16 protein-coding genes are annotated in these 23,427 nt (G+C 72.1%); 9 read left to right on the forward strand and 7 right to left on the reverse strand.

Translation table 11 applies throughout. The features are described 5' to 3' along the window. The first annotated feature begins 52 nt into the window (after nt 1-52). The 3 genes from AB0A63_RS02690 (at nt 53) to AB0A63_RS02700 (ending at nt 5,061) form a co-directional block, all read left to right on the forward strand. A complete protein-coding gene (locus tag AB0A63_RS02690) occupies nt 53-2,311 on the forward strand; it encodes a nitrate reductase (RefSeq protein WP_360384982.1) in 2,259 nt (752 codons plus the stop codon). A gap of 3 nt (nt 2,312-2,314) precedes the next feature. Then, entirely contained in the window at nt 2,315-2,776 is a 462-nt protein-coding gene (locus tag AB0A63_RS02695; protein WP_360384535.1) for a hypothetical protein, read from the forward strand. A gap of 62 nt (nt 2,777-2,838) precedes the next feature. Further along, a complete protein-coding gene (locus AB0A63_RS02700; RefSeq protein ID WP_360384537.1) occupies nt 2,839-5,061 on the forward strand; it encodes an SGNH/GDSL hydrolase family protein in 2,223 nt (740 codons plus the stop codon). 11 nt (nt 5,062-5,072) lie between these two features. Here the strand turns inward: AB0A63_RS02700 and AB0A63_RS02705 are convergent, their stop codons facing one another. From AB0A63_RS02705 to fusA, 4 genes are all read right to left on the reverse strand, one after another. Next, nucleotides 5,073-7,361 carry a GH92 family glycosyl hydrolase gene (locus AB0A63_RS02705; protein WP_360384539.1) on the reverse strand — a complete coding sequence of 763 codons (2,289 nt, stop codon included), beginning with the start codon at nt 7,359-7,361 and terminating at the stop codon, nt 5,073-5,075. A 32-nt stretch (nt 7,362-7,393) separates the two neighbouring features. Then, on the reverse strand, nt 7,394-7,990 hold the full coding sequence (locus AB0A63_RS02710; RefSeq protein ID WP_360384541.1) for a hypothetical protein: 597 nt from the start codon (nt 7,988-7,990) through the stop codon (nt 7,394-7,396). A gap of 64 nt (nt 7,991-8,054) precedes the next feature. Then, nucleotides 8,055-8,831 (reverse strand): endonuclease/exonuclease/phosphatase family protein, encoded by a 777-nt coding sequence (locus AB0A63_RS02715; RefSeq protein WP_360384543.1) that lies wholly within the window; start codon nt 8,829-8,831, stop codon nt 8,055-8,057. Nucleotides 8,832-8,883: 52 nt separating this feature from the next. Beyond that, entirely contained in the window at nt 8,884-10,842 is a 1,959-nt protein-coding gene (gene fusA / locus AB0A63_RS02720) for an elongation factor G (RefSeq protein WP_360384545.1), read from the reverse strand. A 331-nt stretch (nt 10,843-11,173) separates the two neighbouring features. Here fusA and xylA point away from each other — a divergent pair, with 331 nt between their 5' ends. From xylA to AB0A63_RS02735, 3 genes are all read left to right on the forward strand, one after another. Continuing rightward, nucleotides 11,174-12,313 (forward strand): xylose isomerase, encoded by a 1,140-nt coding sequence (xylA, locus tag AB0A63_RS02725; protein WP_360384547.1) that lies wholly within the window; start codon nt 11,174-11,176, stop codon nt 12,311-12,313. A 1-nt stretch (nt 12,314) separates the two neighbouring features. After that, nucleotides 12,315-13,700, forward strand: coding sequence for an FGGY family carbohydrate kinase (locus tag AB0A63_RS02730; protein ID WP_360384549.1), 1,386 nt, complete (start codon nt 12,315-12,317; stop codon nt 13,698-13,700). A 204-nt stretch (nt 13,701-13,904) separates the two neighbouring features. Continuing rightward, nucleotides 13,905-15,041, forward strand: coding sequence for an ROK family protein (locus AB0A63_RS02735; protein WP_360384551.1), 1,137 nt, complete (start codon nt 13,905-13,907; stop codon nt 15,039-15,041). Here the strand turns inward: AB0A63_RS02735 and AB0A63_RS02740 are convergent. Then, entirely contained in the window at nt 14,998-15,309 is a 312-nt protein-coding gene (locus AB0A63_RS02740; protein ID WP_360384553.1) for a DUF6223 family protein, read from the reverse strand. The two genes, AB0A63_RS02735 and AB0A63_RS02740, sit on opposite strands and share 44 nt — an antisense overlap. Before the next feature lie 153 nt (nt 15,310-15,462). Between AB0A63_RS02740 and AB0A63_RS02745 the strand changes: the two genes are divergently transcribed. Both AB0A63_RS02745 and AB0A63_RS02750 read left to right on the forward strand, forming a co-directional pair. Further along, nucleotides 15,463-16,551 (forward strand): histidine kinase, encoded by a 1,089-nt coding sequence (locus AB0A63_RS02745; RefSeq protein ID WP_360384555.1) that lies wholly within the window; start codon nt 15,463-15,465, stop codon nt 16,549-16,551. After that, nucleotides 16,548-17,204 carry a response regulator transcription factor gene (locus tag AB0A63_RS02750; protein WP_360384557.1) on the forward strand — a complete coding sequence of 219 codons (657 nt, stop codon included), beginning with the start codon at nt 16,548-16,550 and terminating at the stop codon, nt 17,202-17,204. The genes AB0A63_RS02745 and AB0A63_RS02750 overlap by 4 nt, the downstream gene beginning before the upstream one ends. 154 nt (nt 17,205-17,358) lie before the next feature. Here AB0A63_RS02750 and ligA read toward each other — a convergent pair whose 3' ends face one another. Beyond that, nucleotides 17,359-19,350: an NAD-dependent DNA ligase LigA gene (gene ligA / locus AB0A63_RS02755; RefSeq protein ID WP_360384559.1), complete on the reverse strand. Its 1,992-nt coding sequence runs from the start codon at nt 19,348-19,350 to the stop codon at nt 17,359-17,361. Between the two features lie 402 nt (nt 19,351-19,752). Between ligA and AB0A63_RS02760 the strand changes: the two genes are divergently transcribed. Continuing rightward, complete coding sequence (locus AB0A63_RS02760) at nt 19,753-22,992, forward strand: tetratricopeptide repeat protein (protein ID WP_360384561.1); 3,240 nt, start codon at nt 19,753-19,755, stop codon at nt 22,990-22,992. 19 nt (nt 22,993-23,011) lie between these two features. Here AB0A63_RS02760 and AB0A63_RS02765 read toward each other — a convergent pair whose 3' ends face one another. Further along, on the reverse strand, nt 23,012-23,338 hold the full coding sequence (locus tag AB0A63_RS02765) for a DUF6416 domain-containing protein (protein WP_360384563.1): 327 nt from the start codon (nt 23,336-23,338) through the stop codon (nt 23,012-23,014). Nucleotides 23,339-23,427: the final 89 nt, after the last annotated feature.

The raw sequence follows: 23,427 nt of genomic DNA on the forward strand, positions 1-23,427 counted from the left end.
GATTTGCGCGCGATGTCCGCAGTTTCAGCAGGTCAGCGGGGGGTACCGCTTCCTGGTGAACCGCATCGACGACATCTGGGGACCGCGCACTCCGCACGCTCGCGACGCGCGCTGGCCGGTACGGGTGGACCTCGAGCTCGCGGACGGCGTCACCGAGTCCAATGTGGACCGGTGGGTGCCGTCGGCCTGCGTGCTGTGCAGCAACGGCTGCGGCTGCGACATCGCCGTCAAGGACGGCAGGATGGTGGGCGTCCGCGGTCGCTCCGGCGACATGGTCAACCATGGCCGGCTCGGCCCCAAGGGGCTCTACGGCTCCTGGCAGGCCCATCGCACCGACCGCCTCACCAAGCCGCGCGTCCGCCGCGGTGGCGAGCTGGTCGAGACCGACTGGGACACCGCGATGGGCGAGGTCGTGCGCCGGTCGAAGGCGCTGCTGGCCGAGCACGGGCCGTTGTCGCACGGGTTCTACACGAGCGGGCAGCTGTTCCTGGAGGAGTACTACACGCTCGGCGTGATCGGGAAGGCCGGTCTCGGCACACCGCACATGGACGGCAACACCCGGTTGTGCACGGCGACGGCCGCGGCGGCGCTCAAGGAGACCTTCGGGGCCGACGGGCAGCCCGCGTGCCACGCCGACGTGGACCTGACCGACGCGATGTTCCTCTACGGGCACAACATGGCCGCGACGCAGACCGTGCTGTGGGCGCGGGTGCTGGACCGGCTGGAGGGCCCCGACCGGCCGCGGCTCGTCGTCGTGGACCCGCGCCGCACGCCCGTGGCCGAACGCGCGGACGTGCACCTGGCGCCGTTGCCCGGTACCAACCAGGCGCTGATGAACGGCCTGGTGCGCGCGGTGATCGCGAACGACTGGGTCGACCACGACTACGTCGCCGCGCACACCCTCGGGTTCGAGGACCTCAAGGCGGTCGTCGAGCCGTACACGCCCGAGCACGTCGCCGAGATCTGCCGCATCTCCCCCGTCGACCTGCTCAGGGCCGCGGAGATCTTCGGCACCACCGGGCGCGTGCTGTCGACGGTGTTGCAGGGCTTCTACCAGTCCCACCAGGCCACCGCGGCGTCCTGCCAGGTCAACAACCTGCACCTGCTGCGCGGCCTGATCGGGCGGCCGGGCAGCGGCGTGCTGCAGATGAACGGCCAGCCGACCGCGCAGAACACCCGCGAGTCCGGCGCGAACGGCGACCTGCCCGGTTTCCGCAACTGGGACAACCCCGACCACGTCGACGAGCTCGCGCGGCTGTGGAACGTCGACCCGCTGACCATCCCGCACTGGGCGCCGCCGACGCACGCGATGCAGATCTGGCGGTACGCCGAGCAGGGCACGATCCGGTTCCTGTGGATCTCCGCGACGAACCCGGCGGTGTCGCTGCCGGACCTGGCGAGGATCAGGGACGTCCTGCGGCGCGAGGACCTGTTCGTCGTGGTGCAGGACGGTTTTCCGACCGAGACGACCGAGCTGGCCGACGTCGTGCTGCCCGCCGCGCTGTGGGGCGAGAAGCAGGGCACGTTCACCAACGCCACCCGTGTCGTGCACCTGTCCGAGCAGGCCGTGCAGCCGCCCGGCGAGGCCCGCAGCGACCTGGACATCTTCCTGGACTACGCGCGCCGCATGGACCTGCGCGACCGCGACGGCGCCCCGCTGATCAAGTGGAAGGACGCCGAGGGCGCGTTCGACGCGTGGCGTGAGTGCAGCCGTGGCCGGCCGTGCGACTACACCGACCTGTCCTACGAGAAGCTGCGCGGCGGCGGAATCCCCTGGGGCGGCGCGGAACGGCTCTACGCCGACGGCCACTTCCCCACCGCAGCCGACTACTGCGAGGACTTCGGCCACGACCTGCTGACCGGCGCGTCGGTCACTCCGACCGAGTACAAGGCGCGGCGCCCCGACGGCCGCGCGTTCCTCAAGGCCGTCGAGCACACCCCGCCGCCGGAGCAGCCGAGCGAGGACTACCCGCTGCTGTGCACGACCGGGCGGTCGGTCTACCACTTCCACACCCGCACCAAGACCGCCCGCGCACCGGAGCTGCAGCAGGCCGCGCCCAACCCGTGGGTGGAGGTCTCCCCCACCGACGCCGAAGAGCTGGGCCTGGCCCACGGCGACCTGGTGCGCGTGGAGTCGCCGCGCGGCGCGATCGAGGTCCCGGTCCGCATCGGGCGGTGCCGGCCGGGGGTGGTGTTCGTGCCGTTCCACTACGGTTTCCAGGCCGCGAACGAGCTCACCCGCACCCAGTGGGACCCGGTCTCGAAGCAACCGACGTTCAAGATCAGTGCCGTGCGGATCAGGAAGGTGTGACCGGTGCACCTCTCGACTTACCTCGGTCTCCTGCACACCTCGCTGGGCACGCTCGCCGCCGCGTTCCGCGAGATCGCCGCCGGGCACGGCGACGAACCCGACGTGCAGCACATGTGCGAGGTGCTGGCCGGCCGGACCGACAGCCAGGCCGGCCACCTCTGGCCGTTCGTGCAGCGCTACGGCGAGCACCGCGAGGACGAACCGGAACGCCTGCACGCGGCCGAGGTCACCGAGACCCGCGGCGGTGGCGTCGGGCTGTTGCGCGACCTGCAGGACCTGTACGCGCTGGCGTCGTTCACGGACATCACGTGGACCGTCGTCGGGCAGGCCGCGCAGGGGCTGCGGGACCGCGAGCTGCTCGACGTCGTGAGCTCCTGCGAGAAGGAGACCAAGCGGCAGCTGTCGTGGCTGACGACGCGGATCAAGCAGGCGGCACCGCAGGCGTTGATCGCGGCAGCGAACTAGTTCCTTCGAGTGCATCAGGGAGGAATGCGTAATCCGGGACGTGCGGGCGCGATGTAGCTGTCGTGCCGTTCACCGTTCAGCGTCCCGCTCGGGCGCTTCTGCTGGTCGTCGTGGTGCTGCTGACCCAGGGCCTCGTGCCGCCCGGTGCGGCCTGGGCAGCGTCCGGCTACCCGTACTCCATGCCGGCCGACCTCAGCGGCGTGTGGGCCGCCGGAGTGCTGGGGACCGTGGACGGCGGGGCCGTCACGACGTGCAACTCCGAGCGCGCCCCGGTCAGCGCGGTCGGTCTCGCGCCCGGTGGCACCGAGCGGATGCGCATCAGCGCTCCCGCGCAGGGGTGGCGTGCGCTGAGCGGATGTTCGACGAACACCGCCGTCGACGGGCAGAACCGGTACTTCGCCCCGTACGTCGACCACAACACCGATGACGTCGTGCAGATCGGCGGGTTCGACCCCACCGGCACGCGGCTGTGGCACACGCCGGTCCGGACGTCCTGCTCCAGCTACCGCTACTGGACGCAGGTGCACTCGCTCGCGATCGGCGCGGACGGGAACCTGTACGCGCTGGTCTACAACCACGACTGCCGTTCGGAGAACGTCCGGCTGCTCAGCCTCGACCGCACCACGGGCGCCGTGCGGTTCGACCGCCCGCTGTCCGCCAACGCCGCGGTCTCGCAGTACGGCTACCTCGGGTCGTTCCCGCTGATGTCGCCGCACCGCACCGGTGTGACCGTGCTGGACGGCAGCTCCGTGCGCCACGTCGACCACGACGGCACCGTCCGGCCGGACGCCGCGGAGGTCGTGCGCGGCTACGACACCGTCATCACCGGGTTCTCCGTCAATGCCGCCGGTGACGCGTTCGTCGCGGTCGACCAGCTCGACAACCAGGGTTCGAGCTGCGTGCGGCACGTCCAGCGGGTCGACCTCGACGGCACGAGCCGCGTGCACGGCCTGACGAACGCGGTCGGCTGGTGCACCGCCACGCGGGGGATGCGCGCCACCCCGGACGGCGGCGTGGTGCTGAGCACCTACGGCCGCCACACCGACCCGATGATCACCGTGTCCGCGTCGGGTGAGACTTCCTCCGCGTTCGCGCCGGTGACCGGTGCGGTGGTCCAGCACGTGACGGCGCCGCAGGTCGACCTCGACGGCAACGTCTACGTCGCCCGGTTCCTCACCTACACCGGGTCCGGTGACGAGCACGTCGAGGTGCGGCAGACCGACCGGCGCGGTCGGCTCCTCGCCGTCCACAACACCGGCGCCCAGCCCACGGTCGCACGCGACACGATCGGCACCCCGCACCACGGCGAAGGCCTCGCGCTGACCCAGGACGCGGTCCTGCTGGTCACCTGCGTGCAACCCGAGCACTGCAACCTCGGGCGCATGAACAACGGCCCCACGCCGCCGCTGACGCTGTGGCGGTTGCCGTTCAAGGGCGCGAGCATCGACTACCCGCGCGGAGACCTGCTCGGCCAGTCCGGCCGCGGCACCGGGCCGTTGCGGCACGTCGCGCTGGGCGACTCGTTCTCCTCCGGCGAAGCGGTCAAGCCCTACACCGCGCCCTCGGACGCCAACGGCTGCCACCGCAGCGCGCTCGCCTACGCCGAGCTGGTCGACCAGGACCGGACCCTGGACTTCACCACCGACTTCCGGGCCTGCTCCGGCGCCACGACCGCCACCGTGCAGGTGCCCGCGAACGGAGAACCGGCGCAGCTGAGCGCGCTGGGCGACGACACCCGGCTCGTCACGCTGACCATCGGCGGCAACGACGTGAAGTTCTCCGACTTCGCCAAGGCCTGCGTGTCCGGGTCGTGCGGTGTCGACTCCGCGCGGTACCGCGAGTCCAAGGCGCTCGTGGACTTCGTGCTGCCCGGTCTGCTCGACGACCTCTACGCCAAGATCGCCCTGAGGGCCCGGGACGCGGAGGTGTGGGTGCTGGGCTACCCCCAGCTGATCGCCGGCGACGCCGACTTCACCCCGTGCCGGTACCTGGGCCCCCTCGACGTCGACATCGACGAGACCGACCAGGCCGGCGCCCGCACATTGGTGACCGCGCTCAACGACACCATCCGCGACCGGGTCGGCGCGCGCGGCACGAAGTTCCACTACCTCGACCCCGCACCGCTGTTCGAGGGCCACGAGCTGTGCTCCACCCGCGACTGGCCCTACTTCTACGGACCGCAGGTCCCGGAGCTGGGCAGCAGCTACCACCCCAACGCGGCGGGACAGGCGGCCTACGCCGAACTGGTCAAAGAGCAGGCCATCCGGCAGCACCTGGGGTGGTGAGCCGGTGCGGGTCAGCGTCCGGTGACCACGAGGACTCCGCCGCGCCGCACGAACGACTCCGGCAGCCACGGCTGCTCCACCCGCCGGCCGTTCCACCGCACGCCGTCGACGTGGGTCAGCGCCGACCGCGGCGCCAGCACCGTGATGCCGCGGCCGGCGATGCGGGCCTTCGCGAACATCGGGTTGGTCACGTGCAGCTCCGCGCTGCTGGGCGTGCGCGGGTACAGGCCGAGCGCGGCGAAGACGTACCAGGCGGACATGGTGCCGAGGTCGTCGTTGCCGGGCAGGCCGGCCGGGCCGGTGCGGTAGACCAGCGACGCCAGGGAGCGCACGGTCTCCTGCGCCTTGTCGGGGCGGCCGAACTCGCTGTAGAGCCACGGGGTGTGGATGCCGGGCTCGTTGGTCGGGTCGTAGCGCGCCGGGTCGCCGCCGGTGGCCCACGAGCCGTCGGCGCGGTGGAAGAACGCGTCGAGGCGGGCCACCGCGGCGTCGTCACCGCCCATCGCGGCGGCCAGACCGGCGGCGTCGTGCGGGACCATCCACGTGTAGGTGGCGCTGGACCCCTGCGCGAACCCGAGGTCGGAGGACGGGCTGAACGGCGTCACCCACGACCCGTCGGCGCGGCGGGCCTGCTGGTACCCGGTGGCCGGGTTGAAGGTGTTGCGCCACCAGCCCGCGCGGGCGCGCAGCTCGGCGGACGGGCGGCCGAGGCGGTCGGCGAGGTCCGCGAGCGCCTGGTCGGCGACCGCGTCCTCCAGGGTCTCGGCGGCACCGCCCCAGCAGTGGCAGGTGTCCTGCGGGGCGTAGCCGAGGCGCAGGTGCTCGGCGAGGTTGGGGCGCTGGCCCTCGCACTGGCCGGGACAGCCCTTGTCGGACAGGCCGTCCGGGTGCGGGACGGTGGCCTGGCGCAGCAACGAGTCGAACGCGCCGCGGACGTCGAAGTTCTTGGCCCCCATGGCGTGCATGCCGGCGACAGCGGGCGCGGACGGGTCGCCGGTCATCACGTGGGTGGGGCCGTTGACGTGCACCCAGCGGTCCCACACCCCGCCGTTCTGCCGTGCCAGGTTCAGCAGGGACTGGGCGTAGTCACCGGCGACGCGCGGTTCGAGCAGCGCCAGCAGCTGGGTGTGGGCGCGGTACTGGTCCCAGCCGGAGAAGTTGCCGTACTGGACCCGCTGGCCGGGTGCCAGGCGGTGCACGAGGCGGTCGCTGCCGAGGTAGGTGCCGTCGACGTCGCTGGCCACGTTCGGCTGCAGGAAGGCGTGGTAGAGCGCGGTGTAGAAGACCGTGCGCCGGTCAGCGGTGCCGCCGTCGACCTCCACGGCGCGCAGCTGCCCCGCCCACTCGCGCCGGGCGTCCCCGGCCACCGACTCGACGGTGTCCCGCTTCGAGATCTCGGCCTTCAGGTTGCGCTGTGCGGCTTCGAGGCTGGTGTAGGAGATGCCGACGCGCATGCGCACCTTGGTGTCCGCGAAGGACACGTAGCCGCCGGAACCCCTGCCGGCACGGGCGTTGCCGGTCAGGTAGCCCTCGCCGCCGGTCGCGGTGGTGGCACCGGGCTTGAGCGAAGCGTCGACCCACGTGCCGAAACCGCTGAACGCCTGGTCGAAGGAGGCGGTGAAGTACAGGCGGTAGTAGGACCTCTGGTTGTTCGTGCCGCCGTTCGCCCGCCGGCCGCAGAAGGCGCCGGTCAGCACGGAACCGGAGACCGTCCGCGCGGCCGGGTCGATGGTGACCTCGGCGTCCTCGCTGCCGTTCAACGAGTTCGAGACGCGGAACAGCAGCGACGCCGGCTGGTCGGCGGGGAAGCCGAACTCGCCGATGCCCGCGCGGGTCGTCACGGAGAGGTCGGCGCTCGCACCGGACTTGAGCCCCACCCGGTACCGGCCGGGTTCGGCGACCTCGTCGGCGTGGGAGAAGTCGCTCGCGAAGACCTGGTCCCCGATGTCCGCGGTCGGTGACGTGGTGATGGCGCCGACGTGCGGCATGATCGGCACGTCCCCCGCCGCGCCGGGGTGGCAGCCGGCGCCGTTGACGTGTGTCAGGCTGAACCCGCGCACCCGCGTGGCGTCGTAGGCGTACCCGTTGGCGGCACCGGTGTTCGTCTGGTCGCCACGGGTCGACGTCGGGCTCCAGGAGATCATCCCGAACGGCCGCACCGCGCCCGGATAGGTGTTGCCACCACCCGCCGAGCCGATCAGCGGGTCGACGGAGGACGTGTCGTCCCGCACCGCCGCGCTCGCGGGAGCCGCCAGCGCGGCGGTGAGGACAGCGACCAGGGTGATCGAGAGCGCTCTCACGCGCCGGAACGTACCCGGTCGCGACAACGCTGTCAGTAAACGCAGGGTGGCCGGTACCCGTCCACCTTCAGCCCCTTGAACGTCAGGTCGTTGGGCGTCTTGCCGACGAAGACCAGGCCGCGGGCGTCGTCGAGCGCGTCCGCCAAGGGGTAGTTCGGCGCACCGAGCTCCGCCAAGGTCGTCCACTTGTCCGGCGCGAAGCTGAAGAACCGCGAGACGACCTTGCCGCGGGTCGACGGGATCTTGGTGACCCACTTGGCCCCGCCGCTCCAGTCGGACGCGGGCCGCAGCTGGACGTACAGGTCGTCGGTGGCGCTGTAGGTCATCAGGAACCCGCGCGAGCGCGACAGGTCCGCCTCTGCCTCGAACCGGTTCCCGAGCCAGAGCACCATGACGTGCCACTCGGGGTTGAGGAACTTGATCTTCGCCGCGTACCGGTGCCGCCCGTCGGGGACGAGGGTGCTGCCGGTCGCGGGCTCGGTGGTGCCCTCACCGCTGGCCAGCCACTGCTGGTAGCGGTCGATGGACGGGGTGGCGCACTCGTGGCGGGCCGGAGCGGCCGCCGCCGCCGCTCCGGAGCCGAGCGAGACCGCCACCAGCACGGACGCGATCACTGTTTTCAGGCGCATGCAGCCAACCTAATGGTTCAGACCACTGCGCGGTCGAGCTGAGACGGGTTCCGGTACCGATGGATCAGTGGAGCCGGAGCAGCGCCTGGATCGGGAGGTGGTCGGACGGGTACTGGGTGCCCTCGGCGTAGGTGTTGATCGCGGCGGCCTCGGTGGTGGCGCCGCGGGTCATGATCCAGTCGATCCGCGGGCCGTCCGGCACCAGCGGCGCGTAGCCGTGGAACGTGCCGTACGCGGGCGTGAGGCGGGAGCCGTTCCAGGTGTCCTCCAGGCCGAGGACGCGGTAGGCCTTCGACCCCGGCACGTCGTTGAAGTCGCCGGTGAGCACGACCGGCAGCGTCTGGGCGTTGAGGCGGTCGCGGATGGCCTCGGCGCTGCGCAGCCGCGCGAGCTCCGACTCGTGGTCGAAGTGGGTGTTCACGAAGACGAACTGGGCACCGGTGTGCTTGTCGGCGAAGCGGACCCACGTGACGATCCGGACCACGTTGTTGCCCCACGTCCGCGAGCCGATCACGTTCGGGGTGTCGGAGAGCCAGTGGTGGTCGAACGCGAGCGGGTCGAGCCGCGCGGTGTCGAAGAAGACGGCGACGAACTCGTCGTGGCTGCCGCCCGCGCGGCCGACGCCGATCCAGTCGTAGCGGTCCGGCAGGTCGGTCGCGACGTCCTTGACCTGTCCGTACAGGCCTTCTTGAGTGCCCAGGACGGTGGGTTGCTCCGCGTTGAGCAGCCGGGCCACCACCGGTCGTCTCGTGGCCCAGGAGTTCGGCTCCACGTTCGAGGCGAAGCGCAGGTTGAACGACATCACGTGCAGTCGGTCGTGGGGAGCCGGTCCGATCACCATTCGATCGAGCATAGGCCCGCCCGCGCCGGTGCGCGGGCGGGCCCGTTCCGTGCTATGCGGGCGCATAACCGGTGGGGCGGCTGGTGAACGTGCCGCGGCCCTGCGTCCGGCTGCGCAACCTCGTCACGTAGCCGAACATCTCCGCCAGCGGCACGCTCGCCGTCACCACCGCCACGTCCGCCCTGGTGGTGGAGCCGAGGATGCGGCCACGCCGGGCCGCCAGGTCGCCGAACACGCCGCCGGCGAACTCCTCCGGCACGGTGACCGTGACCTCGGTCACCGGTTCGAGCCTGGTCATGACGCCCTGGCGCAGCGCGTCGCGGAGCCCGAGGCGGCCCGCCGTCCGGAAGGCCATCTCACTGGAGTCCTTGACGTGCGTGGAGCCGTCGGTGAGCGTCACCCGCACACCGGCCACCGGGAACCCGAGCGGGCCCTCGGCGAGCGCGTCGCGGCAGCCCTGTTCGACCGCCCTGACGAACTCCTGCGGCACCCGCCCGCCGGTGACCGCCGAGCGGAACTCGAAGGCGTCGGCCGGTTCGGTGTCGATCACCACGTGGGCGAACTGCCCCGCACCTCCGTCCTGCTTCACGTGCCGGTAGACGAATCCGGACACACCCCGTTCGACCGTCTCGCGGTAGGCGACCCTCGGCCGTCCCGTCACGACCTCGACGCGGTGGGTCTGGCGCACCTTCTCCACCGCCACCTCCAGGTGCAGCTCACCGAGGCCGGCGAGCAGCAGCTGATCGGTCTCCCGGTCGGTCGTGACCTTCAGCGACGGGTCCTCCTCTGTGAGGTGGGCCAGCGCCTGGACCAGCCGTTCGGTGTCGGCGGCGGACCTGGCCTCCACCGCCACCGAGACGACCGGGTCCTGCGTGACCGGTTCTTCGAGCAGCAGCGGGGCGTCGGGCGCGCACAGGGTCGCCCCGGTGCGCGTGTTCTTCAGCCCCACCACGGCCACGATGTCACCGGCCGTCGCGGTGTCGACCGGCGTGTGCCGGTCGGCCTGGACCCGCAGGATCCGCGCGACGCGTTCCGTTCGGCCGTTCACGAGCACCGTGTCTCCCTTGTGGAGGGTGCCCGAGTAGACGCGCACGGAGGTCACCCGGCCCGTCGCGGTCGAGTTCACCTTGAACGCCAGCGCGGCGAACGGTTCCTCCGGATCCGCCCGTCGTCGTTGCCCGTCCACGCTCTCGATCGGCCGTACGTCCACAGGGGACGGCAGGTACGCCACGACCGCGTCCAGCAACGGTTCGACGCCGCGGTTGCGGTACGCGCTGCCGCACAGAACGACTGTCGCCTTGTTCGCGTGCGTGAGGTCGCGCAAGGCGTTCCTGAGCGTGTCGTCGGTGAGCTCGTCCTTCGCGCAGAACTCCTCCAGCGCACCGGGGTGCAGCTCGGCGACCGCTTCCTCCAGCCTTCTCCTGCGGGCGTGTGCTTCTTGCGGCACAGCGGTTTCCGCGCATTCGTCGGTCCAGACGTACGCGCGCATCGCGACCAGGTCGACGACCCCGCGGAAGCCGTCCTCCCGGCCGATGGGCAGCTGGACGACCAGCGGCGTGGTGCGCAGCCGGGTCCTGATCGACTCGACGGCCCGGTCGAGGTCGGCGCCGGCCCGGTCGAGCTTGTTGACGAACGCGATCCGCGGCACGCCGTACCGGTCGGCCTGCCGCCACACCGACTCGCTCTGCGGCTCGACCCCGGCCACCCCGTCGAACGCCACGACCGCGCCGTCGAGCACGCGCAGCGCCCGTTCGACCTCGTCGGCGAAGTCGACGTGGCCCGGCGTGTCGATGAGGTTGATGCGGTGGTCGTCCCACGTGCAGCTCACGGCGGCGGCGAAGATCGTGATGCCGCGGTCGCGCTCCTGCGGGTCGAAGTCGGTGACGGTCGTGCCGTCGTGGACCTCGCCGCGCCGGTGGGTGGTGCCGGTGACGAAGAGGACGCGTTCGGTGAGGGTGGTCTTGCCGGCGTCGACGTGGGCGAGGATGCCGATGTTGCGGATGGCGCGCATGGCGCGGTGCCTTTCGGGTGGTCTCTGGTGGTGCGGTCGGCGCGATGCGGCCGACGAGACCCGGACGGCACGACAGGTCACGTGCCGGGAGAAGAGGGGTCTTCGCGGACTACCGGTGCCCGGCGCGCAGCGGGCAGCCGGGGTGCGAGGACACGAGGATCACGTCGAAGCGGGGAGCGGTGCGGACGCGCACGGCCGTACTCCCCTCGCTCGGTGATGGTGATCAGAAGTCTACGAGGCGCGTTGCGGACGTGGAACCGGATTATTGCGATCACGGGCTCGGCGTCGTACGGTCTGCACTAAGTTCAAGCTTTGAACGAAAGGGTGGATCATGAGCGCGCCCACTCCGGCGGACAAGTTCTCCTTCGGCCTGTGGACCATCGGCTGGCCGGGTCGTGACCCGTTCGGCGAGGCCACGCGACCCGCACTGGACGTGGTCGAGGCCGTGCACAAGCTGGCCGAGCTCGGCGCGTGGGGCATGTCGTTCCACGACGACGACCTCTTCGACTCCTCCAACCGCGACCAGCAGGTCGGGCGGTTGAAGGGGGCGCTGGAGGAGACCGGGCTGACCATCCCGATGGTCACCACGAACCTGTTCACCCACCCGGTGTTCAAGGACGGCGGTTTCACCAGCAACGACCGGGGCGTGCGCCGGTACGCGCTGCACAAGGTGCTGCGCAACGTCGAGCTCGCGGCCGAGCTCGGTGCGAAGACGTACGTGCTGTGGGGCGGCCGCGAGGGCTCCGAGTACGACACCGCGAAGGACGTGCGGGCGGCACTGGACCGCTACCGCGAGGGCCTGAACCTGCTCACGCAGTTCGTCACCGACCGCGGTTACGACATCAAGTTCGCCATCGAGCCCAAGCCGAACGAGCCGCGGGGCGACATCCTGCTGCCCACGATCGGTCACGCGCTGGCGTTCATCACCTCGCTGGACAAGCCGGAGCTGGTCGGCCTCAACCCCGAGGTCGGGCACGAGCAGATGGCGGGCCTCAACTTCGTGCACGGCATCGCGCAGGCGTTGTGGCACGGCAAGCTGTTCCACATCGACCTCAACGGTCAGCGCAGCATCAAGTACGACCAGGACCTGGTGTTCGGCCACGGCGACCTGATGAACGCGTTCGCGCTGGTCGACCTGCTGGAGACGGCGGGCTACGAGGGGCCGCGGCACTTCGACTACAAGCCGTCGCGCACCGAGGACTTCACCGGCGTGTGGGAGTCGGTCAAGGCGAACATGCGGACGTACCTGCTGCTCAAGGAGCGTGCGGCGGCGTTCAGGGCCGACCCCGAGGTGCAGGAGGCGCTGGCCACCGCCGGTGTGCCGGAGCTGAGCCAGCCGACGCTGAACGACGGCGAGGGCTACGACGAGCTGCTGGCCGAGTCGTTCGACCCGGACAAGGCCGCCGAGCGCGGGTTCGGGTTCGTTCGCCTCAACCAGCTGGCCCTCGAGCACCTCATGGGAGCGCGCTGACATGACGCTCGTGGCGGGGGTCGACTCGTCTACGCAGTCGTGCAAGGTCGTCATCAGGGACGCGGACACCGGCGAGCTCGTGCGCGAGGGCCGGGCCGCGCACCCCGACGGCACGTCGGTGCACCCGTCGCACTGGTGGCGGGCGTACGAGGAGGCCGCCGCCCAGGCGGGCGGGCTCGACGACGTGGCCGCGCTCAGCGTCGCGGGGCAGCAGCACGGCATGGTGTGCCTCGACGACGACGGCGAGGTCGTGCGGGACGCCCTGCTGTGGAACGACACCAGGTCCGCGGCAGCCGCCGCGGACCTGACCGCCGAGCTCGGCGCGGACGTGTGGGCGGCGCGGATCGGCCTGGTGCCGGTCGCGTCGTTCACGATCACCAAGCTGCGCTGGCTGCAGCAGCACGAACCGGAGAACGCCAAGCGCACCGCCGCCGTCTGCCTGCCGCACGACTGGCTGACGTGGCGGCTGCGCGGCACCGGCGACCTCGCCGACCTGGTGACGGACCGCTCGGACGCCTCCGGCACCGGCTACTTCGACTCGGTGGCCGACGAGTACGTCCCGAGCCTGCTCGAACGCGGCCTCGGCCGCGCCGACGTGCAGCTCCCCCGCGTGCTCGGCCCTGCCGAGTCGGTCACCGCGGGCCACCTGCGCCTCGGTCCCGGCGCCGGCGACAACGCGGCGGCGATGCTGGGCGTCTCGTCGGGCAACGACGTCGTGGTGTCCCTGGGCACCTCCGGCGTGGTGACCGCGACGAGCGAGGTCCGCGCGACGGACCCGTCCGGCATCGTGGCGGGCTTCGCCGACGCCACCGGCCGCTACCTGCCACTCGCGTGCACCCTGAACGCCGCCCGCGTGCTGGACGCGACCGCCCGCATGCTGGGCGTGGACCTCGACCGGCTGAGCACGCTCGCCCTGTCGGCCCCGGCCGGCGCGGAGGGCGTGGTGCTGGTGCCGTACCTGGAGGGCGAACGCACCCCGAACCTCCCGGACGCGACCGGCGCCCTGCACGGCCTGACCCTGTCGAACGCCACCCCGGCGAACATCGCCAGGGCCGCCGTCGAGGGCATGCTGTGCGGCCTGGCCGTCGGCCTCGACGCACTCGCCGCCCAGGGCGCCGACGTGACCGGCGTGCAACTGGTCGGCGGCGCGGCTGCCTCACCCGCGGTCCGCCGGATCGCGCCGACCGTGTTCGGCGTGCCGGTGACCGTGCCGTCGCCCGGCGAGTACGTGGCCGACGGTGCGGCCCGGCAAGCCGCGTGGGTGCTCGCCGGTGGTGCGCAGCCGCCCGTGTGGTCGCGCGGGGCGGCGGAGGTGTTCGAGGCCGCCGCTGTTGCGGAGGTCCGGGCCCGGTATGGCGAGGCGGCACAGAAGTACCTGAGCCGGTGATGGTGTGACCGGGGGCTTGGGAGTGGGCTTGGGCGGCGTGCGCGCGGTGGGAGTCGTGCGCACGCCGGCCGGGTTGTGTGTGGGGTGCGGTGTGGGCGCATGTGCCACCACCACGCGACTCGCCGCTCCCCCGCCCACCCGCGTCGGCCCACCAACCGGCATCCACGCGCACCCCTCCGCCCCCGCACGGCGATACTGATGGCGATGACCACCGTCGACCACCTGCGGCAGGTACGCCTCGGCAACCTGCGCACAGTCCTGCTCGCCCTGGTCGACAAACCCGGCTCGCGCGCCGAACTGGCCGCCCGCACCGGTCTCACCAAGGCGACCCTGTCGAACCTGACCGAACCGTTGCTGGCCAACGGTGTCCTGGTCGAGGAGCCCGCGACCCTGACCGGGGTCGGACGGCCGTCGAAGCCGCTCCGGTTCCACCCGGAGGGGCCGGTCTCGATCGGCGTGGAGGTCAACGTCGAGCACCTCGCCGTCGAGGTGCTGGGGCTCGACGGCGAGACCGTGCACCGGCACCGGGTGCCCGCCGACAACCGGCACGCCACCGCCGAGCAGGTGCTCGCCCGCGTCGCCGACCTCGTCGAGAGTGCGAAGACCACGAGAACCGTCCTCGGTGTCGGGCTCGCGGTGCCCGGCGTGGTCCACAACGGAACGGTCGTCCGTGCGCCGAACCTGCCGCACCTCGTCGGCCACGACCTCACCGCGCACCTGACCGCGCGGCTCGGGCTGGACGTCGAGCTCGACAACGAGGCCAACCTCGCCGCCCTCGCCCACCTGTGGCCGAAGCACCTGGCGGGCGAGGACTTCGTGCACGTCTCGGCGGACGTCGGCATCGGCGCTGGGGTGGTGCTCGGCGGCGAGGTGTACCGCGGGGTGAGCGGGTTCGCCGGCGAGCTCGGGCACGTGGTCATCGAGCGCGATGGTGTGCAGTGCACGTGTGGCAGCCGTGGGTGCGTGGAACGGTATGCGGGGCTTGACGTCATGCTGCGGGATGCGGGACGCAAGCACCTCGACGAGCTCACGGAAGCCCTGAAGACCGATGAACGCGCACGGCACGCCGTCAGCGAGGCCGGACGGGCGCTCGGAGTGGGGCTGGCGACGTTGATGAACCTCTTCGACGTGCCGACCGTCGTGCTCGGCGGCAGCTATGCCGTCCTGCACGACCACTTGAGCGCCGCGATCCGGTCCGAAATGGACAACCGGGTGCTGGCGGGCGGTGAGCGGCACACGCGGCTGGTCGCGTCGCCGCTCGGCGAGTTCGCGGTCGTGCGGGGTGCGGCGGGGCTCATCACCCGGCGGACGGTCCAGCAGCCCGAGCGCCTCTACGCCTGAGCACGGCGGTGACCACCGCGGCCAGGCCCACGACCAGTGACACGTAGCCGCCGACGATGCCGTGGCCGGTACCGGGACCGCCCTTCGCGAACGCCACCACCAGCACCCCGGCCACCGCGCCGGCGGCACCCGCGGCGAGAGCGACCACCGCGAACCGGCGCCCGGCGAACGCGAGCACCAGCCCGGCCAGGCCGAGTGCGGCACCGACGAGCGACCACGTGCGGCCCGCCGTCATCCCGTACGTGTCGGCGATCTGTGCGAGAACCACGACTTTCCCCTTTCAACGGATGGCCCCAGCGTGGCCGCGCAGACCGTCCGCGTCGTCGTGCGCGCACAGACACCCGTCTACTGCGTCCGCGGTAGCCGGAAGGTCCTCCCCGTGCAGGATCTACCAGCGTGAACATCCGGTTAGGGTGCACGCATGAGCAGGCGGTGGACGGACTGGGCGATCGCGGCCGGGGTGGCGGCGAGCCTCGTGGTCGCCGGTGCCTCCCGGCCGGTCACGACGCTCGAACCGCTCGGTTTCGCACTGCTGGCGGCGAGCGGACTGGCGTTGGTCGCGCGGCGCAGCCACCCGCGTGCCGTCCTCGCCGCCACCGGGCTCACCGCGCTCGGCTACCAGGCCGCCGGGTTCGACGTGCCGGTGATCGCGTTCCTGTTCGCCGTCTACGCCGCGATGCGCGCCGGTCACCACGTCGTCACGGTCGCCGGGTCGGTGCTGATGCTGGCCGCGCTGCCGCTCGCCGTCGTGCTGTCGCCGCGCGACCTGACCACCGCCGAGGCGTTCACGCAGAGCCGGGACGTGCTCCAGATCGCCTGGCTCGTCGCGGCCGCGGCGGCGGGAGAAGCGTTGCGGCAGGCGGAGAGGAGGGCGGACGAGGCCGAGCGCACCCGCGAGGAGACCGCGCTGCGCCGGGCGAACGAGGAACGCCTCCACATCGCCCGCGAGCTGCACGACTCGCTCACCCACCAGATCTCGGTGATCAAGCTGCAGGCCGAGGTCGCCGTCCACCTCGCGCGGAAGCGGCGGGAGGACGTTCCGGACGCGCTCATCGCCATCCGCGACGCCAGCCGCGAGGCGACCAGGGAGCTCCGCGCCACGCTGGAGGCCCTGCGCGACGACACCGAGTACCACGGCCTGGGCGACGTGCCCGACCTCGTCGACCGCGCGCGGACCACCGGCCTCGACGCCCGGCTCACGATCGAGGGCGACCGCGCGGACCTCCCCGCGGCCGTCGACCGGACCGCGTACCGGATCGTGCAGGAGTCGCTCACCAACATCGCGCGGCACGCGCGGGCCGCGTCCGCCAGCGTCCACATCGACCACCGCGAGGACGCGCTCGTCATCCGGGTCGACGACGACGGCACCGCCACCCCGAACGGCACTCCCGGTGTCGGCCTGCGGGGGATGCGCGAACGGGTCACCGCGCTCGGCGGGCGCCTGGACGCCGCGCCGCGCACCGGGGGCGGCTTCCGCGTCCACGCCGAGCTGCCGGTGGCACAGCCGTGATCCGGGTGCTGCTGGCCGACGACCAGCCGTTGATCCGCAGCGGGTTCCGCGCGCTGCTGCAGGCCGAGGACGACATCGCGGTCGTGGCGGAGGCGGCGAACGGCGCCGAGTGCGTCGAGCAGGCCCGTGCCCACCTGCCGGACATCGCGCTCGTCGACGTCCAGATGCCCGAGGTCGACGGCATCGAGGCCACCCGCCGGATCGCCGCCGACCCGGCGCTGGCGGGCGTGCACGTCGTCATCCTCACCAACTACGGCCTGGACGAGTACGTGTTCGAGGCGTTGCGGGCGGGCGCGGCCGGGTTCCTCGTCAAGGACGTGCACCCGGAGGACTTCCTGCACTCGGTGCGGGTGGCGGCCCGCGGCGACGCCCTGCTCGCGCCGTCGATCACCCGCAGGCTCATCGACCGGTACGTGAGCCAGCCGCAGCTCAACCGGCACGGCCTGAGCGAGCTGACCAACCGCGAACAGGAAGCCGTCGTGCTCGTGGCCCAGGGCCTGTCGAACGACGAGGTCGCCGCCCGCATGGTGATCAGCCCGCTCACCGCCAAGACCCACGTCAACCGCGCCATGACCAAGCTGCACGCCCGCGACCGCGCCCAGCTCGTGGTCCTCGCCTACGAGTCGGGCCTCGTCACGCCGCAGCGCCCGTGACGCGGACCCTGCTCGCCGACTTCAGCCCGTTGCCACAACGGGTGCCGCTCGCCGTTGCAGGGCAAGCGGTTGCGCGTGGAGACGCGGCAGGGCAGATGACGACGCTGTGGGTGAGGGCGGCCGCCGCGGAGGCGGCACCGGAGGCGGGCGCCGGTCAGGCGATGCCCGCCGCGATCAGCTTCGACCAGATCTCGCCCTGGTCCACCACCTCGACGCCGAGCTTCTCCGCCTTGGTCAGCTTGCTCGCGCCGACGTCCGCGCCCGTGATGAGCATGTCCGTGGTCGCCGAGACCGAGGAGGCGGCGGTGGCGCCGGCTTTCTCGCACATGCGCTGGAAGGTGGGGCGGGCGACCTTCTCGCCGGAGCGGGGGTCGCTGATGGAGCCGGTGATGACGACGGACTTGCCTTCGAGCGGGGCGCCGGCGGCGACCACGGGTGGGAGGTCCTCGTCGCGGACGTCGAGGTTCACGCCGCGGGCGCGGAGGCGTTCGATCTCGGGGCGCAGGCGGGTGAGGTGGTGGATGAGGGACTCGGCGACCTTCGCGCCGATGTCGTCGACGGCGACCAGGGCCTCGACGCCCGCGTCGGCCACCTCTTCGAGGGAGCCGAAGCCGGCGCGGCACAGGCGGGCGGCGGTGCCCTCGGAGGCCATCGGGATGGCGAGGCCGATGAGGGCGCGGCGCAGGCCGACGGCGCGACTGCGGTCGATCGACTCGATCATGCGGGTCGCGGAGACCTCGCCGACGCGGTCGAACTCCAGCAGGCGTTCCTTGGTGAGGGTGTAGAAGTCGGACGGGTTCACCAGGTCGCCGGTCTCGGCGAGGCGTTCGATCCACACCTGGCCGATGGCGTCGATGTCCGCCGCCGCGCGGGAGGACCAGTGGATGAGGCGGCGCACGGTCTGCGCGGGGCAGGCGGCGTTGGTGCAGAACAGTTCCCGGCTGTTGCCCTGCTCGGTCAGCGGCTGCGCGCACGAGGGGCACTCGGTCGGGGGCACGATCTCGCGCTCCTCGCCGGTGCGCTTCGAGGCGTCGAGCACGCCCGCCACGAACGGGATCACGTCGCCGGCGCGGCGGATCAGGACCGTGTCACCGATCTTGATGTTGCGGGCGCGGATGACCTCCTGGTTGGCCAGGGTCGCGCGGGTCACGGTCGTGCCGCCCACGAACACCGGCTCCAGCCACGCGACGGGGGCGATCTTGCCGGTCTTGCCGACGTCCCACACCACGTCGGCGAGCACCGTCGTCTTCTCCTCGGCGGCGAACTTGTAGGCGATCGCGCCGCGCGGTGAGCTGGACCGGGTGCCGGCGGCGGCGAACGCGTCGCGGTCGGCCAGGCGCAGCACGGCGCCGTCGAGGTCGTAGTCGAGGGAGTTGCGCTGCTCCTCGATCGAAGCGATGACCTCCTGCGCCTCCGCCGCGGTGCCGCAGTGCCGCATCTCGGCAACGCTGAAGCCGAGCTTGCGCAGACCGGCGTCCAGGTCGGAGTCCGCGCTCTCCGGCTCGGTCGTCAGGTCGAACGCGAAGAACTGCATGCGCCGGCCCTCGACCGCCTTGGGGTCCTTGGCGCGCAACGTGCCCGCCGCCGCGTTGCGCGGGTTGATCAGCGGCTTGTCCGGGTTCTTCCTGTTGTAAGCGTCGAAGGTGGACCGCAGCATCACGCACTCGCCGCGCACCTCGACCCGCCCCGGCGCGTCCACCCGGTCGGGCACGCCGTCGGTCAGCGCGCGCGTCAGGTACGTGACGTCGTCGCCCGTCGTGCCGTCGCCCCGCGTGACCGCGCGCGCCAGCCTGCCGTTCTCGTACACCAGCGCCAGCGACAGCCCGTCGAGCTTCGGCATCACCACCACCTGCTGGCCGGGGAACCGCCCGAAGAACGCCTCGACCTGCTCGGGCCGGTTCGCCTTCTCCAGCGACAGCATCGGCCGCGAGTGCCGCACCGGGGCGTGCAGCACGGTGGGCGCCCCCACCGAGTCGAGCGGGTTGTCCTCCGGCGTCAGCTCGGGGTGCTCGGTGAGCAGCGCCCGGAACTCGTCCTCCAGTGCGTCGTACTCGGCGTCGGCCACCAGTGGCGCGCCCTGGTAGTACGCGTCGCGCAGCTCGAAGAGGCGGGCGGCGAGCTCCTGAATCCGGTCCCCAGCGTTCATGGGCCAGACGTTACTCGGGGGGACCGACAACATCGGCTCGTTCCTGGTGGAGGCCCGCTTGAGTCCTCGTCGAGCCCGCTCCCGCGGCCACCCGATCCACATGCGACTCCGGATACTGGTTCGCGTGCCGGCGCCACGTGCTCAGCGGTGTCCACTCCGGACCTCCGTGAACGCCCGCAGGAACCTGTCGTCGGCGAACAGCCCGTGCGTGAGCATCTCCAGGCCCGTCACCGCCGAGGGTCGTGGCCGCGACGCCGTCCGCACCGAACGTGTTCGGTCTTGCCAAGATCAATTGATTCGGCGAACTCCCCGGAAAAGTGGACAAATGCTGGCCAGGCGATCACGGACTTGCTCGTGCCGCTACGCTTTCCGCTTTCCCCAGGGCGTTCAGGAGCGGAACGGATGCGGGCCCACGAAAACCGGAGACGAGACGGTCTCGAATCCGACGTGCGCAACGACTTCACCGGGCTCGCGACCGGTCCGGTCGTGCAGGTCGGGCACATTGGTGGAAACGTCAACATCCATTCCCGCAGACGCCGCTACGACCTGCGCCCGTTCACCAGCCCCGTCCCACCGGACCCCGCTGAGCTGCGCAGACAGCCCAGCCAACTGCTGCTCGCCGGCAACCAGGTCGTGCCCTTCACCGGCCGGGAGAACGAGCTCGCCCGGCTCGACGAGTGGCGGCGCGGCGAGGGCCGGATCAGCGCGATGCTCGTGCACGGTCCGGGCGGCCAGGGCAAGACCAGACTGGCCACGGAATTCGCGGCGGAATCGATGTGGGCGGGCTACTCGGTGCTGGTCGCGCACCACGGCGGCGATTCTTCGGAGGCCTTCGCCGAACAGCTCACGGTCACCGAGCCGAACACGGGAATTCTCGTCATAGTGGACTACGCGGAAAGGTGGCCGCGTGCCGATCTGCTGGCGTTGTTCGAGGACCGGCTGATCCACCACGCCGGTCCCACCAGGGTGCTGCTGCTCGCCCGCTCGGGCGCGCGGTGGTGGGACCTGCTGCGCTACCCGCTGCTCAAGCGCGGTGTGGCGGCCGAGTCGGAACGGCTGACCGACCTCGCCGCCGACGTGGACGCGCGGCAGGCGGTGTTCGACTCCGCGCGGGACAGCTTCAGCACCGTGCTGGGCACGGACGCGCGGGACGCGACGCCCGCGGGGTCGTTGGCCGACCCCGCCTACCAGTCCGTGCTGACGATCCTCATGGCCGCGCTCGCCGCCGTGGACGCGTGCGACCGCAACCGGGTGCCGCCCGGTCACCCCGGCGCGCTCGCCTGCTACCTGCTCGACCGGGAGACCGACCACTGGGCCGGGATGCGGGCCGGTGGCAGCGTCGGGGCGAGCACGGACGTGCTGGGGCGGGTGGTGTTCCTCGCGACGCTGACCGGCCCGATGTCCTACCGCGAGGGCTGCCTGGCGCTGCGGGTCACCGGGCTCGCGCGGTCGCGGGAGGAGGCCGACCGACTGCTCGACGACCACCAGGCCTGCTACCCGCCCGCCGACGACGGCACCGTGCTGGCCCCGCTCGCACCCGACCGGTTGGGCGAGGACCTCGTCGCACGGGGCCTGAAGACCGATCCGCGCTGCCGGGACATGGTGCGCGCGCTGCTGACGACGGGCGCGCTCAGCCAGGTGATCACGGTCCTCGCCGAGACGGGCAAGCGGTGGCCGCACGTCGGCGAGCACCTCGACGCGGTGGTGCGCGAGGACCCGTGCCGCGTGATCGCCGCGGGTGGCAGCGCGTTGATGGCGGTCGTCGACACAGCGGGGACGGACCTGCTGGCCGCGATCGAGCCGCAGCTGCCGGAACGGCACGTGGACCTGGACTTCCCCGCAGCCCGGCTGACCCAGCGGCTGACCGAGCACCGGCTGGAGCAGACCCACCACCCCGCCGAACGCGCACGGCTGCTGATGGTGCTCGCCCGCAGGCTGGCCAACGCGGGCGCGTTCGACGAGGCGGTGAAGGCGAGCGAGCCCGCGGTGCAGATCTACGAGGGCCTGGCGCAGCGGCAGCCGGACAGGTACCCGCTCGTGCTGGCCGAGGCGCTGCACCACCTGGGCACGCACCTGTCCGGCGCGGGACTCGGCCAGCGGGCGCTGGACGCCACGGCCCGCGCGGTGGAGCTGCGCCAGCGGCTCACACCGGCGTCGGCGGAGCTCGCGTCGTCGTTGAACAACCTCGCGATGGACCTGTCGGCGCTGGGCCTGCGCGGCCAGGCGCTCGGCGCGACCCGCACGTGCGTGGCGATCCTGCGCCGCCTGCGCCAGCCGCAGGAACCGCTGCTCGCGGTGGCGCTGAACAACCTCGGCATGCACCTCGCGGGCGTGGGCCGCCGGCACGAGGCGCTGGAGGCGGCCCGGCACTCGGTCGACCTGCACCGCAGGCTCGCCGCGGTCAACCCGGCCGTGTTCGACCCGGACCTCGCGGGCGCGCTGCACAACTTCGGCCTGCACTGCTCCCACCTCGGCGGCTGGGAGGAGGCGCTGCGGGCCACCGAGCAGGCCGTCGCGATCCGCCGCCGGCTGGCGATCACGAACCCGGCGCTGTTCGAGCCCGGTCTCGCGCTGTCGTTGCGGGAGCTGGCCGCGATCTGCCTGGAGCTGGGCCGCGCGCCCGAGGGGCGGGAGTGGAGCGCGCAGGCCGTCGACCTGCACCGCACGCTCGCGACCGTGAACCCGGCGGTCTACGACGCCGAGCTGGCCACGTCCCTGCACAACCACGGCGTGCACCTGGCCCGCGCCGGTGAGCAGGTCGGCGCGCTGGCCGCGACCCGCAAGGCCGTGGTGATCAGGTCGAGCGTGTTCGAGGTCCACCTGCACGCCCACGAGCTGCGCCTCAACTCCGTGCTGACGCAGCTCGGCATCGCGCTGCCCGGCACCCCGCGCGCGTCGTCCGACAGCGACCTGCAACGGCGGGTGGACGAGATCTTCAACTTCCCGCGCCCCGGTTTCATGCAGTCCACCGACAACCTCGCGGCCCGCTCGGCCATCGCCCACCGCCTCACCGCCGCCGTGTGCGCCGTGCACCCGCGCTGGTCGGACCACCTCACCCCGTCCGCCGCCGCGCTGGTGACGATGGAGGCCCTGCTCGCCCGGTCGCTGGGCAACCTCAGCGCCCGCCACGCCGACCTCGGCAAGCAGGCGGAGGCCCTCACCGCGGCCGAGCAGGCCGCCGACTCCTACCAGCGCCTGGCCGACCTCGACCACGCCCACCGCGCCGACTTCGCGACGTGCCTGGCCTCGCTCGGCACCCGCCTCGCCGAGTACGGCCGCCGCGACCAGGCCCTCAAGGCAACCCGCTGGGCCGTCGCCGGCATCGGCACCGGCCGCACCCCCCAGGTCGCCGCGGCACTGCACGCCTTCGCCTGGGTCCGCATGCACTCCAGCCTCGAACTGGACGACGCCGTCCGCGCCGCCGAGGCCGCCGTCCGCATCTACCGCGACCTCGGCCGGACCTCACCGGCGGTGGCGGCCGACCTGCGGTGCGCGCTCAAGACCTGTTCGGCGCTGCTGAGCCAGGTCGGGCGGGGCCGGGAGTCGCTGACGATCGCACGGGAGCTGCGCGCGCCGGGCGGTGAGGAGGCGCCGGCGACGGTGCGATTGACGGCGCTGGAACGGCGTCCTGCTCTGACCTGATGCCCGCCCTCAGCGCGGGTCAGCGCGCACTCGTCCGCTTGAAGAGAGCGGCGACCTCTTCGGTCATCCAGTAGTGGGCGGTCTTGCCACCGGGATACCCCCAACACCACACCAACGCGCGGCCGAGCTGGTAGCAGCGCTTGCCTGCCGTGCCGAGGACGCCCGCCACACTGCTCTTGCCCTTGGGCAGGTCGAGCAGTCGGCTCAGCTCGTCACCGCTGAACTTCCTCCCCGGCTCTGTCATCAACTCCGAGAAGAGGGCTTTGGCGCTGTCGTTCAGCGTCTCCCACAGCTGCTCCGCAGCGGCACCGTCGGCACGGCTCCACGCGAGCCGGTCTTCAGGCACGGACCGCTCCTCTTCCTGGTCGGGTCGAGGCCCGACCGGCCACGCACGAGTCGCCACGAAAGATCATCGACGATTCGCCCCGCGTGTTA

It is taken from the genome of Lentzea sp. NPDC042327 (assembly GCF_040647275.1).
Lineage (GTDB): Bacteria > Actinomycetota > Actinomycetes > Mycobacteriales > Pseudonocardiaceae > Lentzea.

What these genes read in the sequence shown, in the direction of transcription:
- fusA (WP_360384545.1), bottom strand. Translation starts at nt 10,842, where the DNA reads ATGCGCGCCATCCGCAACATCGGCATCCTCGCCCACGTCGACGCCGGC.
- AB0A63_RS02715 (WP_360384543.1), bottom strand. Translation starts at nt 8,831, where the DNA reads ATGGTGATCGGACCGGCTCCCCACGACCGACTGCACGTGATGTCGTTC.
- AB0A63_RS02745 (WP_360384555.1), top strand. Translation starts at nt 15,463, where the DNA reads ATGAGCAGGCGGTGGACGGACTGGGCGATCGCGGCCGGGGTGGCGGCG.
- xylA (WP_360384547.1), top strand. Translation starts at nt 11,174, where the DNA reads ATGAGCGCGCCCACTCCGGCGGACAAGTTCTCCTTCGGCCTGTGGACC.
- ligA (WP_360384559.1), bottom strand. Translation starts at nt 19,350, where the DNA reads ATGAACGCTGGGGACCGGATTCAGGAGCTCGCCGCCCGCCTCTTCGAG.
- AB0A63_RS02710 (WP_360384541.1), bottom strand. Translation starts at nt 7,990, where the DNA reads ATGCGCCTGAAAACAGTGATCGCGTCCGTGCTGGTGGCGGTCTCGCTC.
- AB0A63_RS02735 (WP_360384551.1), top strand. Translation starts at nt 13,905, where the DNA reads ATGACCACCGTCGACCACCTGCGGCAGGTACGCCTCGGCAACCTGCGC.
- AB0A63_RS02760 (WP_360384561.1), top strand. Translation starts at nt 19,753, where the DNA reads ATGCGGGCCCACGAAAACCGGAGACGAGACGGTCTCGAATCCGACGTG.
- AB0A63_RS02730 (WP_360384549.1), top strand. Translation starts at nt 12,315, where the DNA reads ATGACGCTCGTGGCGGGGGTCGACTCGTCTACGCAGTCGTGCAAGGTC.